Here is an 18,147-nt window from a genome sequence, read left to right on the forward strand (position 1 = left end):
CACGGGTCGCCCACGAATTGCTCCGCGTCATGGCCGGCTCGTACACCGAGATTCGTCGTCGGCTGCTCCCGTTCGACGAACAGCGAGCTTCGTCATGCGCGTTGGTCGTTGATCCACGCGCCGAGTCGGACTCGACCGGGTGTCGGGGTCAGGGCTGGGCGAATCCCCGTTTGCAGAACCAGTCGTCGGCGGCGATGGCCGTGTATGTCGCAGTGCGCCAGCTGTTGCGCTGGTCGTGTTGCCTGCTCTCCGTTTCGGCGGCGAGGTGTTTGCGCATGAGGGTGGCCCCGCCGACGGCGAACAGTTCCGAGAGCCGCTGGGCGATGCTGCTCAGTTCCGTGCCAGCGAGGGAGGTGTATCGCTTCGCAAGGCCGAGTTCGGTGAAGTGCAGTTGGACCCGGGCGGTCAGGACGGGGAACCAGTGGGTCGGTGGCGCGACGGAGAACCGGATGGCGACTCCGGGCGGCGTCCTGTCCGTTCGCGAATGCGCGTTCGAGGAAGGGATCTGGAAGACGGCGGCGTCGAGCCAGGTGTCGTCGTCGATGTCCTCGAAGTACGGGTGCAGCCCGACCTGTTCGGCCTTCGTCGGGTAGGAGGCTTCTGGGGCCGGTGGTCGGGGCGGACGACGTCGGCGACGTGGGTGACGGGGAGCGGTGGCCGCGCATGGCCATGAACGCCCCGCCGGGCCCGAACCGGCTCCGCGCGCTGCTGTCGGTGTCGACGTCCAGGCGCAGCGTGCCGTAGGCGGTTCAGACGTTGGCCCGAACACGTGCACACGATCCGCCGGTACGGTCCGCCCGGCGCCCATCCCCGTTCGCCGTCGCCGGTGATCACGCGCGGCCGCAGGTGGAGCGCCTCCAGGCGGCCGCTCGCGCTCGCGGGTGGACGCTGCGCCAGGCGACCGGCGGCCGCGCCGGCCGCGACAACCCGGTCCTCGCGGCGGCGTGGAGCACGTACTCGTGGTCCCGGGTCGAGCAGCCGTCGAGACCATGACGTCCGGGCCGTCCGCGACCCGTATGTCGGGTGCCCCCTTCGGCGGGTTGGGTCGCGGGCCCTGGCTCCGCGGCGCCCACGCGTCGGATGTGAGGAGCTGCCGGGCGAGGGTCCGTCCGGTGCCCGGGACGGTCGTTTCCTGCGGCCCCGCGCGGGGGCGGCGGCGTTGATCCGGTCATGTGTCGGACAGTTCCGGTCAGCTTCGCTCGGTGGGTTCCCGCCTGGTTGGTGGCGTGTCAGGATCGCGTGTCCCCGCCGGTTCGGGGTGGGTGGTCAGGCGTGGGCGCGAGCAGGCAGGTCGGGGGCGTGTGTGCGATGCCGGGCGAGTGGTTGCGGGTGTCGTGCGTGAGGCGGGGCGCGTGGTGGGTTGTGGGGTCGGGGCCTGCCCGGTGACGTGTGCGCAGGTCTTGGGATGACCGACGACGAGGGGGATTCGTGGCGTTGTCCGAGAAGGCCGTGTTCCGGAGCGGCGGTCGGGGGCTGTTTGCCGGGGGCGCGGGTGCGGCGCAACCGGTGGTGCCGACGGTGCACGCACCCGCTTCGGCGCCCACCGGGGATGGGCACGGTGCCCAGGCCGGGGGCGGTCGGTCGGCGAGCACCGTGCGCGAGTGGCTCGGCCGAGACCTCGTCGCCGAAAACGACTTCACATTCATAATTCAGCGGTTGCCTGCTTTTGGTGTGCCGGGTAGTGCGGATCTGGTTTTGGATCTGCATGGGAAGAATTGGCGGTTCGGCGCGTATTGGGTTCGTGCGGGGACGTCGGAGGGGCGGTTTCCGAGTTTTTGGGTGCGTCGTGAGATCCAGACCGGCGGGCAGGTGGAGTGGTTCGCTCTGGGGGTTCGGGAGAATCTGGGTGAGAAATGGGAGCGCCCGCAGTTGTGGGTTGCTCGTGCGGCCGCGCCGAAGCGGGACCAAGGGCCGGTGTTCCACTGGCTGGACCAGGACTCGTCGAATGGTCCGACGCGGATGGTGCGGCCTCCCGCCGGGCGTCCGGATGGTGTTCCTGCGGATCAGGTGACGCGTTTTTGGCTGCGTGAGGCGCCGACGGGCATCGAAGGCCGCGAGTGCGATTTCAGGGCTACTGCGACCGCCGATCTCAAACCGGGTGTTCCCTTCAAGTTTGTGTCCGGTATCGATGGTGGTGACGCGACGTGGGTGGCGCAGGCGCCGGGGCGGAAGCCGGACTTCTGGCTTCGATCCTTCGGGCAGACGCGTGAGTTTCCCGAGTATGTCGCGGTGTGGGCTCTCCAGGCGGACGGGGCCCCGGATGCGGACAAGCCGACGTTCAACGTCAAGGCGCAGAGCCGGCCTGCCAGCGACACCGCCCCGGTATTCTGGTGGACCGAACGCGACAATCCCTGTTACCCGGCTCCTCCCGGCGCCCAGGCACCCCCCATCTGGACCCTCCTCGCTCTGGGCACCGGGGCAGTGCGCAGAGGGATCCGTCGCACCATCCTCAGCATCCAGACCCTCAAAGGGTTCGCGACTCCCGGCGGTACCGAGTACGCCCTGCAGTTGTGGGAGAAGGACACCGGCCACACTCTGGTCGCCTACTGGCCTCGCGCCGGCAGCGCCGACGGCCGCAACCCCGAGTTCTGGGTGTTCCGTGCGGGAAAGACGCCTGCGGACGCGGGCGAGTGGTTCAGCTTCGGTACACGCGAGAACGCCCCCGGTGCGGAGGAGTCGCTGTGGGTGGACAGGGTTTCCCCGCCCAAGCGCAACACCGGCCCGGTCTTTCGGTGGGGGCCGGCGGAACAGACGTATCTGGCCCGGCCCGGCGTCCGGTCGTCGCCGGTGCAGACCTGACGCTCCGCCAGACGAAGGGGGAACATCCGTATGGGTATGCCGATTTGCGAGTTGAGGCACCTTCTCGACTCGGCATCGAAGGATTTCGTGCTGTCGGCCGAGACGCTGGATATCGCGGACGCCGAACCGCTGTTCACCGACTACCTGGGCGGTGATCTGGACTTCGCCGACGCGACCGGCGACAGCGCCGGGCTCAGCGTCTCGGGGGATCTCGCCCTGCCGGGCGTCGAATCGGGGCGGTTACCGGCGATCGCACGATTCCTGACGGACGACGACGGTCTCGCCGTCATCGGCGTCGAGGTCGTCGCGACCTGGCCGACCTGGCAGATCGATCTGCCCTACCTCACCTGCGACCTGAGCTCCCTGTCCGCCCTGGGGTTCGCCTCCGCCGCGCTCGCGCTGCTGGCGACGCCGAACGAGGAGGGCGTCCTGGTGCCCGGTGCGATGGCGGCCCTCGCCTTCGCCGGAGCGGGCCGCGCCGAGCACCTGCTGATGGCGCAGCAGGAACTGACCGGGGTGTGGCGCGTGGTCGGGTACTTCGCCGACCGCCTCACGTTCGCCTCGCTGACGTCGCTGGCCGCGCTTCCCTTCGTGGACGCCGAGGTTCTCGGGGATGCCGCGCTCCCGGACGAGATCCAGGACATCCTGTCCTCGCTGTCCCTGGTCAGCATCGGCGGCGCCTTCGACACCCGAACCGGACGCTTCCGCGAGATCACGCTCGACCTGCGCCTGGACACCTCCGACTGGGCGGTTCTGCCGGGCGTCCTGACCCTGGACGAACTACGCCTGTGGCTGCACCTGATGACCGCCACACCCGCACCCGCCCCGGGCGGCGCCGGCTGGCTGGCCGCCGCGGGGCCGCTCGAATCCGGGCCACCCGGTGGGGGACTCGCGGCTGCTCCCCTGCTACGGGGCGGACTGTCCGGGCGATGCCGTCTCGACGGCGGATACGTCCTGGAGGCGGCGGCCACCTTTCCCGACGTCTACCTGACCGCGTCCGTGTCGAATCCGACCGGTGGCGCTGACCTGATCGGTGATTCCCTCGAGGGGACCGGCCTGCCCTCGGGTATCGCCCTGCGTCGTCTCGCGGTGGGGTGCGCGCCCCGATCCGGCGTGTACACCCTCGCGCTCGCGCTTGACACGAACTGGGAGTTCGCCGACGGCCTCGAACTCGAGGAACTGTCGCTGCAGTTGACCCACGGTGGCGCGGCCACGGACGTGGCCGTGACCGGGGTGGTCGACCTGGACGGTGTGCCGCTGATCCTGGAGGCCCGCCGCGGCGCCGACGGCTGGGCCGTCGCCGGGAGCGCCTACGGCATCGGCCTGGACGCGGTGGCCGGGTGGTTCGCCACGACGTTCGACGTGCCGTTGCCGGGTTCCCTCGCGGGCCTGGAACTGACCGAGGTCCACGTCGCGCTGAACTCCAAGCCGGCCGGGTCGGTGACCCTCACCGGAACGCTTCCGCTGGGCGACGCAGGCAACCGCGCCGCGTTCACCCTCGACGCTCAGGTCGCCAGGGACGGCGCAGGGAAGCCGAGCGTCACGTTCTCCGGATCCCTGGACCTGGTCGTCGCCCTCGACGACACCCCTTACCCGATGCGTTTGGACATGGAGCTGGATCACGGCGGCACGGGCACGGCGTGGAGTGCCCGCTGGAACGCCACGGACCGGGCGGTGCCCCTGTTCGCGATGCTGGCCGCGGTCGGCGTGGACGGCATCGACGCGGCGGAGCAGGTGTGGCCCGCCGCACTGCGGCCGGCGCTGCGGTCACTGGGGATCGTGTACGACTCGGTGGGCGGCCGCACCGTGTTCTCCGCCGCCGTCGACCCCCTCCGGGTCGTGGTCGCGTCCGGCCGGGATCCACAGGGCCGCCGGGTCACCGCCGTGCAGGTCGTGGTGGCCGCGGAGACCGGATTGTCGTCGCTGCCGCTGCTCGAGGGCATGATCCCGCCCGCCGCGGATCTGATGCTGCACGGAATCCGACTCCTGTACACCTCGGCCCCGGTGCCCGCGCCGCTGGTGGCGGGGCTGAACGCGGCGATCGTCGCGGCCGGGTCGGAGCTGACTCTGCCAGCGCTGGAGCCGGGCGCCGGCAGCTTGGGCGCGGGCACGTGGCTGGCGGTCGACTACACACTCCCGGGCCTCGCGCGATCGGTGATGTCGTTCCAACTCGCGGGCCCACGCCCGCCGGGTAAGCCCCCGGCCCTGGAACCCGCCCGAACCTCCTCGCCCCCGCAGCCGTCCACCGCCCCCGGCGCTTGGCTGGACGTGGGTCGTGCGTTCGGTCCGTTGCACGTGGCCAGGATCGGTCTGGCCTACACAAAGGGCACGATGTGGCTCATGGTCGACGCGTCCCTGTCCGCCGCGGGGGTGACGATCGGTGTGGCGGGCCTGGGCCTGGGCATCGACCTGAACGGCGAGGACGACGCCTTCCCGGTACGCACCCGCCTGGACGGTTTGGGCGTGGGTTTCGAACGCCCGCCGTTGCACGTCGCGGGCGCCTTGGTAAGTCGCCCGGATCCGCCCGAGTGGCCGGTGTTGGTCCAGGGCTCGCTGACGGTGGAACTGGCCCCCAAGCTGAGCGTGTTGGCGATCGGTTCCTACCAGAAGTCGCAACACGGGCAGGTGTCGTTGTTCGTGTTCGGGCGCGCGGCCGTCCCGTTCGGAGGGCCGCCGCCGTTCCACGTGACCGGCTTCGCCCTCGGCTTCGGCTACCAGTCGAGCGTGCGAATCCCCGAACAACACGAGATCGGGACGTTCCCGCTCGTCAAGGGCCTGGACGACGACGACTTCCCCGCCGACCCCCTCCAGGTCCTGACGCTCCTCACCGGCGGCCAGAACCCGTGGGTGAAACCGACCCAGGGCCAGATCTGGCTGGCCGGGGGCCTGGACTTCACCTCGTTCGAGTTCGTCCGCACCCGCGTGCTGCTGCTCCTGGAGGCCGGGAACGATCTCACGCTGGCGTTGATCGGCCGGGCGAACGCGAGTTTCCCCAAGACCGGCACCGCCTACGCCCGCATCGGCGTCGATCTGCGGGTGGTGTACCAGTCCAAGCGGGGTGAACTCGCGGTCACCGCGCAGCTCGTCGACTCCTACGTGATCGACCCCGCGTGTGTGCTCACCGGCGGTTTCGCGTTCTACCTGTGGTCCGGCCGCAGCGCGTACGCGGGGGATTTCGTGGTCACCGTCGGCGGCTACCACCCCCACTACAAGGTCCCCGCGCATTTCCCGGTGGTGCCGCGGTTGGGGTTCTCCTGGTCGCTGGGCTCGGTCAGCATCACCGGCGGCTCCTACTTCGCGCTCACCCCGAACGCGGTGATGGCCGGCGGGATGCTGGACGTGCGCTACCGGTCGGGGAACGTGGAGGCGTGGTTGACGGCGAAGGCCGACATCCTCGTCCAGTGGGCCCCGTTGAGTTTCCGCGCGGGGATCTCGATCAGCGTGGGCGTCAAGGTCAAACTGCTGTTCACCCTGCGCGGCGAGTTGGGCGCCTCGCTCGACTTGTGGGGGCCGCCGACCGGCGGCACGGTCACCGCGAAGTTCGTGTTCATCACCGTCACCGTGCGCTTCGGCGCCCAACACCTGAGCCCGCCCCCGCTGACCTGGCCCGAGTTCGCCGCGCAATTGTTGCCGGAACAGGTGCCGTTGACGGTGACCGCGTCGACCGGCCTGCTCACCGACGCGGACTCCGATCCGGAGCTGCGGGCCGCGCGGGTGGAGGCGGGGGAGGAGCCGTGGCTGGTGGACCCCGCCGCGTTCTCCTTCGCGGTCGAAACGGTCGTGCCTACCAGACGCGTCCGGTTCGACACCCGCGAGGACGTGGGCGAGAAGGGCGTCGACATCCGGCCGATGGGACTGACCGGCCTGGACGGCCTCCTGCACGTGCGCGTCGAATACAAGCCCACCGACGCCGGCCGGCAAGAGGCCTGGCGCGCAGTCCCGGGCCTGGACCGGTGGATCGTCGAACCGCAGTACGGGCGGGTGCCGTTCTCGGTGTGGGGCGACCCGGCCGTCAAGGCCGAGGACGCCCTCAAGCCCGGCCACGAGGCCATGCTCACCCACCTCACCGGCCTGCGCATCACCGTGCCCCCGCACCAGGTGAACGGGCAGGACCTCGGCCCGATCGCCGAGCGGGACCTCCTCTGGGAGAGGCTTCCCCCGGACGCCCCGATGCCGCTCGACCCCGCCGACCCGCCCACCGGCTCACCGGTGCGCGTGCCGACGCCGGCCGGCGCGGGCGTCGCCGTGGTCGCCGACCACCTCGCCACCCTGTCCTCCTCCGCCGCCCGCACCCGCCTGCACGGCGCCCTCGCGGGACTGTTGGGGCACGACGACCTGCCCAACGCCACCCTCGGCTCGTACGCCGAACAGGCCCGGACCGTGGGCCTGGACGCCGACCCGCTCCTGCTCACGCACGACACCGCCCCGCCCCCGCCCGAGTCGGCCCTACTCGTCCTGGACGACACCACCGCCTCGGTACTCGCCGTCGATCCCGACACCGGCACCCTCCTGGGACGCGCCCGCGGCCTCGCACCAGGCCCCTACCTCACCGCCGCCACACCCGACGGCGCCCGCCTGTACATCGCCGGTACCGCGGCGGGTCGGCTCGACGTCCTCGACAACGCCACCCTGCGCCTGGGCCCGCCGCTGACCACCGACCTCCGTGCACGGGCCCAGGTATTGGCCCTCAAGCGCGACGCGACACGCCTGATTGCCGCAGCCCCGGCGGCACAGTCCATCGCCGCCGTGTCCGTCGACCTCACCGGCGCTCGTGAACCGGTCGCCACCGACGCGTACGACGCCGGGCTGAACCGGATCGACGCGCTGACGGTGGACGCCGAGTCCGGGCGCCTGTACACCGTCGAGACGAACACCAGCAAGACCGCCGCGTTCGACACCGAGACCGGCATCTACATCGGGCACGTCCCGGAACCCTCGGCGCCCCTGCGGGTGTCGGCGGTCCCGGGACAGGACGTGCTGTTCGTCTACGGCTCCGAGCAGGGCGGCAACGGGATCGTCCAGGTCCGCCCGCGCCCACCCGCCACGAAGCACTACGAGCCCTACCGCTTCCCGAAGAAGGGAACCGCGAAGGCCATGCTCGTCGACACCGACAACCAGGCCGTGCTGGCCCGCGCGTATCCCGACGGCGCCGGGCACCTGGCGACGTTCGCCGTCCAGAACGGCACTCCCGGCAGCACACGCCTGGTCTCCGACGTGGCCCTGGACACGGCGCCCGTCGCCCTGGCCCTGGACCCGCGCAACCGCCGCTGGGTCCTGCACGCCGCGGCCGTGTCCGTCGTCGACGGCGCCACCCCGCGCGGCACGCTCACCCTCGACGCGGCACCGTTGGCGATCGCCTTCTCCGCCGACGCCGCACGTGCGTACCTCGTGTGCGCCGACGCGGCCATCGCCGTCGTCGAGATCGGCGACACGGGCGGCCCGCACGTCGTCGACCGGTGGAACCTGCCCGCGGGCACGGTCGCCTCCGCCGCCCTGTTCACCCTGTTCACGGCCACCGCGTCCACCCAGACCGCGTTCACGCCGATCGCCCCGGAAGGAACCGCCCGATGACGGACCAGCTCGACGACCGCGCACCGCTCGCGGACCCCGGCTTCGTCCTGCGGTTCCAGGACAACCGCGAACCCGCCGTGCCCGCAGGCAAGTTCCGCATCACCGCCACCCAGACCATCACCGACCTGGACACCGGCACCTACCTGGACCCCGTCCACGAGGACTTCGAGGTCCGCGCCCCACAGTTCGCCCTCGACCCCGAACTGGTCCACGCGGTCAACCCCGCACCGCACGCCGCCGCCGACTTCACCACCACCCTGGCCCACGTCACCCTCACCGACCCCCTCCTGCCGTGGAAACGCCACCTCGCGGAAACCGACCGCGCCGAGCCCACCGCACCGTGGCTGGCCCTGTTGCTGTTCGCCCAAGGCGAGCTCCCCGACGACCCCGGGGCCGACGCGGCGACGACCACCATGACCGCACGGCAACTCCTCACCGACGCCCCCGGCATCCGCCACCCCGGCATCGGCGAGCAGCAGATCGAAGGCGACCCCGACGCGCCCTGCGCCACCGTCGACATCCCCGGCGACATCTTCCAGACCGTCGTCCCGCGCACCGACGAACTGCGCCACCTCCTGCACGTGCGCGACGTCCGCCCCGACCCGGGCCTGCGCGGCGAACAACTCGCCGAGGGCGAATTCGCCGTCGTGGTCGCCTCCCGCCTGCCCGACCGCACCACCGAGACCCGATACAGCGCCCACCTGGTCTCCCTCGAAGGCTGCCGCTCGATCCTGAAGAACGCCGACGACGGCACCCTCACCGCGCACGTACGCATCCGCCTCGCCGCACTCCACAGCTGGGCGTTCACCAGCATCCCCGACGAGGCAGGCGGCTTCCCCGGACGCGTCCGCAACTTCCTCCGCGACCAGAACGACAACAAACGCGACCTCCTGCTGCGCCTGCCCCAAGCACCACCCACACCCCCACCCGGCGCCGACCCAGCCGCCCACACCGCGGCCCACGCACGCCTGGCCTCCGGGCACATCCCCCTGCCCTACCGCGTGGAGACCGGCGAGGACACCTACGCCTGGTACCGGGGCCCGTTCACCGCCGAACCCGCCCAACCCCTGCCCCCCACCCCCGAGGAGGGCTGGACCAGCGCCGCCCAACTCCTGGCCTACGAACAGGCGTGGGGCGTCTTCGACACGAGCCGCGCCGCGGCCTGGACACTGGGCCGCGCGCTGGCGCTGGCCGACGCGGACTTCACCGCCATGCTCACCGCCTGGCACGCCAAGGCCCGCGCCCGCGCCGCCGCCATGGCCCAACGCCTCACAGCCCCCGGCCTGGACGCCGCCGAACCCCCCACCCCCACCGACACCGCCGCCGAAGCCCACGCGGCCACCGGCACCGACGCGACCCCCCTAACCGAAACCGAAGCAGCCGCTGACACCGAGGCCGACGTCGAACAGGCCGCCTTCACGGCCCGGCAGACCCGCGCGCTCGGCCACCGCCCCTTCGGCACACTGCTGGAGGACCTCGTCGCCGACGGCTCCGCCGCCCGACTGCTCCGCGCGGCCACCCACCCCGCCAACGCCCGCAACACCCCACCCCCCACGCCACGGCGCCGAGGCGCGGCACCCGGGCGGCGGGGACAGGGGAGAGCCGCCCGCGCGGCGAACCTGCTCGCCGACCCGCCCGCAGCGATGCGCACCGCGCTCGCCGACCTCCTCGCCCTCGAAGGCGCCCCGATCGTCGCCTGGCTGGACCGCCTACGGCTGCTGCACGGCGTGCCGTTCGCCGACCTGGTCCCCGACGAACGCATGTTGCCCGCCGAGTCGTTGCGCCTGTTCCACGTCGACGCCGGCTGGCCGACCGCCCTGGCCGCGGGGGCGGCGGGCATCGCCATCACCGGCGACAACGACACCGACATCACCCACATGGCCGCCCCCTGGGCCCACGGCGGCAACGCCGACCCGCCGCGCGCCGGCGTCCTGATCCGCTCCGCCCTCGTCCACGAATGCCCCGGACTCCTCGTGCGGCCCTACCGCGGCCACGAACCGACCCGCACACCGATCCGGGTACTGCGCCAGGACACGCTCGCCTCCGACGTCCTGCTCGTCCTGTTCGCCGACGTCCCCGACGAGATCGAACTCGCCGAACCCCCCGAGGGCCTGTCCTTCGGCATCGACACCGCCTCCGGCGGCGTCCGGGTCATCGGCCTGCGACGGCTGGACGCCCCCGTCGCCCAGGAACTCGGCGGCCACGCGTTCCCCGCCCCCGCAGGCACCGGTGGCCTCGACGCGTACCTGCGCCCCGACCCCTCCGGCAGCCCGGCGATCCTGGACCTGCGCCCGGCAGAGCCGGCGGCGCTGCTGGGTGCGCTGAAGACCCGGTTGCTCGATCTGGAGCAGTCCGCGGCCGCCGGGTTCGGGCCGGCGGGCCTGGCCGTGCAACTCGTCAACACCCCACGCCGCCAACTCATCACCCGCGCGGCCCCGACCACGCCGCAGACCTCGACGACGGGCAGGAACGCGCAGTGACCGACCCCCGAAGCCCCGCGCCCACCCCAGCCGCCGCACCAAACCGACCGCTGATCGTGCCCATGCGGGTGGAGGCACTGACCGTCAACGAGCGCGTGCGCCAAGCGGAGGTGTTCCAGCGCTGGCAGGCGAACTACGCGCTGACCCGACTGCACCTGTCCCCGGAGCCCCCACCGTTCTCCAACACCGACCTGGGCTTCAACGCCGACCCCGACCGTGAGGGCGTCTACCTGCACTGGCAACTCCCCGACGCCCTCACCGCCGGAATCGACGAGACACCCAACCCCGACCCCGAGCACGACACCGGGAAAGCGGACGAGGGAGAGACCGGGCCGAAGTTCCCGAAGGTGCCCAACAGGTGGCTGGTCGTCCGCCAAGCGGTCGCCACCGCGTCCGGAGCGCGCACGGAGAGCGGCTGGATCGTCGAGAGCGACCACCTCGACCCCGAACACGGCGCCAGCCCCTACCTCCACCCCCGCGACGGCAGCCTCACCCGCATCGGCCGCCGCATCGACCTCGCGACCGGTGCCTGGACCGAGCCGGGGACCCCGGCCGGCGGCATGTTCCTCACCGCGGTGGGTCCCGGTCTGGCGACGTTTGCCGCCTACCAGCCCTACAACACCGACGTGTTCTCCATCCACGACCGCCTCACCGACCTCGACCCCACCATCCAATGGCGCCTGAACTACCTCGTCGCCGGCTGGTACAGCGACCCCACGAGCGACCCCCTCACCGGCAACCTCCAAGCCCGCATGGACGCCCTGAACTGGGCGGCGAACGGCACCGCGCCCGTCTCCGCCCGGACCCTGTGCCACGGCACCGTCCTGGACGTGCGCTGGCAACGCGCCGGCGGCATGCCCGACTCGAAACGCCCCGACTGCATCACCGTCGCCCTCGGCAACACCACCGCACACGCCACCGGCGCCCTACGCGAACACGCGGCCCACCGCGCGGGGGAGCCACCGGACGTCGCCGCGCTGCTCACCGCGCTGCACGCCGGGGTGCTCGACCTCCTCGACGAGGCCGACGGCGAGTTCTCGGCCGAACGCGCCCTGCACGCCTCCTGGTTCACCCCCACCCCCGCGGGCTACACCTGGGTCCTGGAAGAAGCCGCCCCCCAAGGCGACGACGCCCCGCCGCCGCGCACCACGCGCCGCCGATCCAGGGCAACCCGCGCCGCACACACGACGGCCCTGGCGCGCCTCAACACCGACCAGGCCACCCACGACACCGCGATGCGCGACCTCGTCGCCGCGCAACGCCGTTTGTACGACCTGTGGTGGGCCGCGAACCTGCCCAAGGTCCCCGACGCACCCGGAGAAGCGGACGGCGCCTACCGCGAAGACCTCAACGAACTGGTCCGCGAAGCCACCGGCGAAGCCGTCGCCCGTCGCGACGCGGTCACCAGGGCACGTGCCGACGTTCCGTGGGGTGACACCCCGAAAACCCTCGACGCCGCCATTCGCGGATACCAAACCGAACACGGCCTGCCCCGGGACGAGGTCGTCCTCAAACGCGCCGTCCTGCCCGACTTCCAACTGCCCAACGATCCCGTCGTCGTCATCCGCGGCACCGAGGACAAACCCACACCCCCCACCCCCCTCGACATCGACCCCTACAGCGTGCCCCCCGGGACCTGGGACGAAGAGGAGGAGGACGAGAACCCGCCGCTCGCCTGCCGCTGGCCCGATCGCCTGATCACCGGCGTCACCGTCGCCGGCCGACCGGTGTCCGCGACACAAGCCCAGACCCCGGAGCCGGCCAACATGCCCGCACCCGACGGGCTTTCCGGAGCCCTGGACGCCCTGGTGCGCGAGCTGTTCCACCTCGCCTCCTCCAACGCCCCCCGCCTCGCGGCCGTCACCGGCCACACCGGCCAGGTCCAAGCCCTCGCCGACGCCATGCGCGACCCGCACGCCAACGCCGTCGGCACCCCCGGCGCATACACCCAGCAGTGGCGCCAACCGTGGTCGCCGCTGTTCTTCGAGTGGAAGGTCGACTACTTCCCCATCGAATGGCACGGCGACCCCGACGGCTCCGAACCCGACCGGGCGAACTGGGACTTCGACGGCGACCGCTACCACTGGCGCGGCACCGGCGCCCACCCCGTGCCCCTGACCTTGCGCGGCCGACAATTCCTTACCCCCACCCCCGGCCGCACCGACGCCGCCGCGCTGCGCCAGTACGCCCGCACCCACCCCGGCCCCGCCGCGGGCGCCCTGCGCGCGCTCGCCCGTCAGGCCGACGACGGCGAGCTGTTCTCCCAGCAGATGGTCGGCTTCACCGAACAACTCACCGCCCGCGGCCACACCCCCGCCGTCATCAACCCCCACCACGACCTCGACCCCGACCTGCGCACCGCGCTCGCCGAAGCCGCCGGCCGCGTCCTACCGCCCAATCCCGGCCACCGCCCCCACCCCTTCGAGGGCTGGAACCCGTCCCTCTATCAGCCTCTGCGGGCGGGGCAGTTCGCGTTCGAGCGCCTCGCCGTCATCGACCGCTTCGGCCACGCCCTCCCGGCGATCTATCCGGACCCGCGTGCCCTGGACTTCGACGACGACGAGCCCGGCGACGTCATCGCCCCGGGCACGCCCGCCCGCCGCTTCGCCCCCGAACTCCCCGAGGAGCTCACCCCCACCCCCGAGAACCCCGACCGGCCCGAGGACGGCCTGCGCACCATCCACCCGCCGACCTGGTACCGCTTCGCGCAACTCACCCCACGCCTGCTCCAACCCGCCCGCGCCCGCTTCACCCTCCTCGACGCCCTCGACGACCACACCCCCCTGGCCCGCACCCCCGACCCCGACGCCACCGCTGTCGGGGCCTGGCTCGTGCCCGCCCACCTCGACCAGGGTCTGCACTGCTACGCACCCGACGGCGCCCCCCTGGGCGAACTCCGCACCACCATGCCCTCCGACGGCACTGCGCGAGTCACCTGGCACGCGCTGCCCTATTCCGAATACACCGAACAGGACCGCCTGCGCGACGAATTCCCGCACCTGCACGCCTTCCTCACCGAACTCAGCGCTCCCGCACGAGGGCCCGCCGCGATGCGCGCACTGCTCACGGTCGTCGACCGGACCCTGTCCACGACCGCGCCCACCGGCGGCACCCCACCACCGGCGACCCCCAGCGTCCTTCTGGGACGCCCCATCGCCCTGATCCGGGTCAGGCTGCAACTCGACCTCGACGGGCCGCCCCCAACCGACCCCTCCTGGCAGAAGCTGCGCGAGGCCGAACCGCCGCCCTACCCCCACTACCGGTGGCCGATCCGACTGGGGGAGCGCAACGAACTCGCCGACGGCCTCGTCGGCTACTTCTGCGGCGCACGCGGCACCACCGACTACAAGCTGCTTCACACCGTTCTCGATCACGACGAACTGCCCGACGAGGGCCGCGCCTACTTCGCACCGATCGACACCGGTGCGGCACTGACCCTGCCCGCTCGGCCACCGGGTTCCGACCCGGACGATCGCGAAGCGGCGTTCCTCACCCTCCTCGCCGACCCCCGCGGCACCGTCCACGCCACCACCGACATCCTGCCCACCGCCGAGATCAAACTCCCCACCCGACTCGTCGAACCACCCCTGGCCGCCCTCCCGGTCTCCTTCCGCCTCGGCCCCCTCCCCGCCACCACCACCACGGACCCCGACGGAACCCGCACCGGTGAAGCCGCCGCGCTCACCGTGCCCCGCCCCTCCGACCGCCACGGCACCTGGACCTGGGCCCAACGCGACGACGACACCTGGACCACCACCCCCACCGACGCCGCCGACGACCGGGCCCAACACCCCCGCCCCACCCCGACCCTGCGCACCGGGCGCCTGCAACTCCGTCCCGCCCCCGCCGACGAGACCGAAGGAACCCGCCGATGACCACCGCCCTACGCACCGCCCAGGACTGCAAGCTGACCTACGCCCTGACGACGACCCCCAACCCGCTGACCGCCAGCCCGCCGAGCATCACCCCCGGCACCGAGGACGAGCACGCCTTCGCCGACATCGACATCGTCGTCTCCAACAGCGGCAACACCCCCGTGCGGTGTTCCAGGATCGCCATAGTGTTGCCCGTGGGTTCCTACGCCCGCGACTTGGCCGTCACCGGCGAGGGCATCGACGCCTACGTCAGCCCCGAGACGGAATGGACCGTCGTCGACATCCAATCCGACGTCCTGCTCGCGATCCCTACCGCCGAGACCGCGGTATTCGCCCCGACCAACGAAGCCGCCGCCGAGCCGTCCGTGGCGCGCTTCGAGGTGATCCCGCGCTCCGGGCGCGACATCAGGGTCGACGGCCTCTACATCCACCTCTCCGGCATCAAGGTCAGCACCAAGAGCGGCATTGCCCGGATCGACATCGAGGAATGGGCCACCGACACCGAAGGCCCCCTCCCCGAAGTCCCCAACACCATGAAGCTCGACGTCGCGAAGTTCCCCTTCCGCAGCGGATCCGACCCCCACCCCGGCATCGGCCGCGCCCTGGTCGCCCTCACCGGCACCGGCGGACCCCCGGCCACGAACATCGGCGCCGGTGCTCCCATCGTCCTGGAATGGCACCACCAACGCGGCGATAGTCACGAGCTGTACGCCGACGGCAAACGCGTCGGATCCACCCAGGCCGAACTCGAGGCGATCGCCGGCGGCAGCCGCTGGCCGATCGACGCCGGCCTCACCCGCGACACCACCTTCGCCCTCAAGACCAGCACCCCTACCCCCACTTCCGGCCACGTCGTCCGCTGGGACCACGTCACCGTCTGCGTCACCAACCCCACCCTCGAGGCCCTCACGGTCAGCAACGCGCTCCAGGCCGACGGCAACGTCACCGTCGCCGAGGGAAAGACCCTGACCGCGAACGGCCCCGTCACCGTCGCCGAAGGCCAGACCCTGACCGCAGGCGGCCCCGTCAACATCACCGGAGACCTCGACGCCAGGGGACACGTCACCGCGACCGGGACAGGAAAGGCCGTCAGGATCCGGACCCTGTACGGCCCATACCGAGACTCCGGAGACGAGGCCCTGGTCATCGCCGCCGGCGAAGTCACCTTCAACGGGAAGCTCTACGCCGGCGAAATCCACGGGGCTTCGAACGAACTCAAGATCTACGGAAACGTCCACCTGACCGACACCGGCATCACCAGGATCAGGAACCTACAGGGCCCGCCCAGCGAAACACTGACCATCAACAGCAACGTCAAGATCACCGGCGCAGTCGGACTGACGGTCGACAACAACATCACCGTCGCGAACAAGAGGGCCGTCCGGGAAGGAGACACCATCTCCCTCCTCAACGAGGACCGCGGCGGACAACTCCTCTGCGACGACAAAGTCGATTCCGGAGACTATTTGAGGGTCTTCGCCCACAGGGCCGTCCAGGGGGCTTGGGTGCCGATCCTGTGGAAAATCATCCACAGGAGCGCATCCGCAACCGAACTCGACGGCGCCACCGCGGACCCAGTCGGCTCCGACACGCATGACCTGAACGACGGTGCCGATCACAACTCCACGACAACCGTGTCCGGAGATTGAGTCCGACGCACTGCCGGACCAGAATCGACGCGTGGCCCAGTGGTCGACGCGCAGGGCTGTCCGTGCCCAGCCGCGACCACCCAAGCATTGGGAACCGGCCCACGCCGAGGAGGGGTTCGCCACCCTGGCCCGATTGTGCGGGTACGGCGCCCCGGCGGGTCCGCCGGCGGCGATCGAGACCACCGCCGGCCCGCCGTCGGACCCGCACCGGTCAAACCCATCGCGGGGTCAAAGTCGAGCAGGCGCGGTCGAGTGCCGCGTGCTCCGCCGCCTCGTCTATGAGCAGGCGGAGCACCCGGCCTTCCCGAACGGTGCAGGCACGCGGCGTACAACCCGGCCCCGCACGCACCGTCCCCGCGTGTGGCCGACCATCCTCGCCCCTCGCCCCGGAACGGAAATCGGCTCCGTGCGCATCGGCTGCGACCGTCCGCCGATGGGCAGGTCCCAAGACAGGTTGCTGCCCGGGAGATGGACGCTCTGGCGGTCGGGGTGATCCGCAGGCGGAACGCGTCGATGGGCGGGGAGCCCTGCTCGCGCCACGACATCACGGCCGCTTCCGCGAGGTCCCACAGTCTGCGGGGGCCTCCCTGGCGCACCCGCCATGTTCCGTCCGGCTGCGGCAACAGGGTGGCATGCGAGCCTTCGGCATCGATGAAGTGGTCCAGGTAGGGGCCGTCGCCGATTTGCAGAGTGACCTGCTGCGCGGTCGGCAGCGCCCCTTGCAATACGAATCGGCCGGTCCAGTCGCGCAGGATTCCGGAATCCAGGGCGGTGGGGCGGCCCGCGTCGTCGGCCGCCAGAGCCGCACGGGTGTCCAGGGCAGGCGGAACGTGCCGGCGGGCGACCATGAACGAGATCGTCCCGGCCAGGAACTCGCCGACAGCGTGCCCGGGTCCGGTCACGGTCAGGCGGGCCTGCCCGAACGCGTAGAGCCAACCGCAGATATTGGCCACGATCACCGCGCCCGGCCGGCACTGTTCCAGCCATGGGTGCGGGCTATCCCGCACGGAACAGGTCGCGACCACTCGGTCGAACGGTGCCCGGTCCGGCGAGCCGTCAAGGCCGTCGCCCACCACCAGATGCGGCCGCAACCCGGCCTCCTTCAACGCGGCGGCGGCCCGGCTCGCGGCCTCCGCGTCGACCTCGACCGACGTCACCCAGACGCCGGGTCAGCAGCGCCGTGGAGTATCCGGTGCCGCTGCCGATCTCCAGGACACGATCACCGTCCTCGACACCCAGATCCTCCGGCATGCCCACCACCAGGCCCGGCAGCGTCGAGGAGGACGACGGAGCCCCGTAGACCGGCCCGGTGACGTCCCCGGGTCGAATCCCGCCGTCGAGCTGGGTCACCAACGTCGTGTTCTCGTACACCCGCTCCAGCGTCGCGGCTTTCCTGTGACCGGGGTCCACATGGTGCCGCGCCCGGTGTCCACGCGCTCGAACCACTCGGGCACGAACACCTCCCGCGGCACCGATTCCAACGCCACGCGCCACGCCGCGCGGCGCACGTCTCCGCCGTCGGTCAGGTCGTCGGCCAGGCGACGCCGCAGCGCGGCCCTGTCCTCGGTCGCGGCGAAGGCGGGCAAGTCGTTCACGTCGGGAGTCCGTTCTGCAGAAGGTCGGCGATCGCCGCCGTGATCGGCATGCCCGTGGCCGCCTCGATCCAGCCCTACTGTCCAAGGGGATTCGCCTCGTAGAACACGTGCTCCCCGGTCGAGGTGACCGCGAGGTCGACACAGCCGTTGATCGTGCATGTATCGGGTCACCGCGGCA

Annotated in this window: 7 protein-coding genes and 1 pseudogene; 6 read left to right on the forward strand and 2 right to left on the reverse strand. The window is 71.6% G+C overall.

All coding sequences use genetic code 11. From position 1 onward, the window contains the following. From ACFZBU_RS43425 to ACFZBU_RS43450, 6 genes are all read left to right on the forward strand, one after another. Positions 1-593, forward strand: a 593-nt coding sequence (locus ACFZBU_RS43425) for a hypothetical protein (protein ID WP_391589322.1), incomplete at its 5' end; no start/stop codon positions are given. 835 nt (positions 594-1,428) lie between these two features. After that, complete coding sequence (locus ACFZBU_RS43430; RefSeq protein WP_391589323.1) at positions 1,429-2,799, forward strand: hypothetical protein; 1,371 nt, start codon at positions 1,429-1,431, stop codon at positions 2,797-2,799. A 30-nt stretch (positions 2,800-2,829) separates the two neighbouring features. After that, positions 2,830-8,370: a DUF6603 domain-containing protein gene (locus tag ACFZBU_RS43435; RefSeq protein ID WP_391589324.1), complete on the forward strand. Its 5,541-nt coding sequence runs from the start codon at positions 2,830-2,832 to the stop codon at positions 8,368-8,370. Further along, on the forward strand, positions 8,367-10,850 hold the full coding sequence (locus ACFZBU_RS43440; protein ID WP_391589325.1) for a hypothetical protein: 2,484 nt from the start codon (positions 8,367-8,369) through the stop codon (positions 10,848-10,850). The genes ACFZBU_RS43435 and ACFZBU_RS43440 overlap by 4 nt, the downstream gene beginning before the upstream one ends. Beyond that, on the forward strand, positions 10,847-14,725 hold the full coding sequence (locus ACFZBU_RS43445; RefSeq protein ID WP_391589326.1) for a hypothetical protein: 3,879 nt from the start codon (positions 10,847-10,849) through the stop codon (positions 14,723-14,725). The genes ACFZBU_RS43440 and ACFZBU_RS43445 overlap by 4 nt, the downstream gene beginning before the upstream one ends. Next, a complete protein-coding gene (locus ACFZBU_RS43450) occupies positions 14,722-16,374 on the forward strand; it encodes a hypothetical protein (protein WP_391589327.1) in 1,653 nt (550 codons plus the stop codon). The genes ACFZBU_RS43445 and ACFZBU_RS43450 overlap by 4 nt, the downstream gene beginning before the upstream one ends. On the opposite strand, the pseudogene ACFZBU_RS43455 reads toward ACFZBU_RS43450, so the two are convergent. Next, positions 16,341-17,625, reverse strand: a pseudogene (locus ACFZBU_RS43455) (methyltransferase domain-containing protein). The gene ACFZBU_RS43450 and the pseudogene ACFZBU_RS43455 sit on opposite strands and share 34 nt — an antisense overlap. Before the next feature lie 95 nt (positions 17,626-17,720). Beyond that, positions 17,721-17,969 (reverse strand): hypothetical protein, encoded by a 249-nt coding sequence (locus ACFZBU_RS43460; protein ID WP_391589328.1) that lies wholly within the window; start codon positions 17,967-17,969, stop codon positions 17,721-17,723. Between the last annotated feature and the right edge of the window lie 178 nt (positions 17,970-18,147).

It is taken from the genome of Embleya sp. NPDC008237, from assembly GCF_042956465.1.
Taxonomy (GTDB): domain Bacteria; phylum Actinomycetota; class Actinomycetes; order Streptomycetales; family Streptomycetaceae; genus Embleya.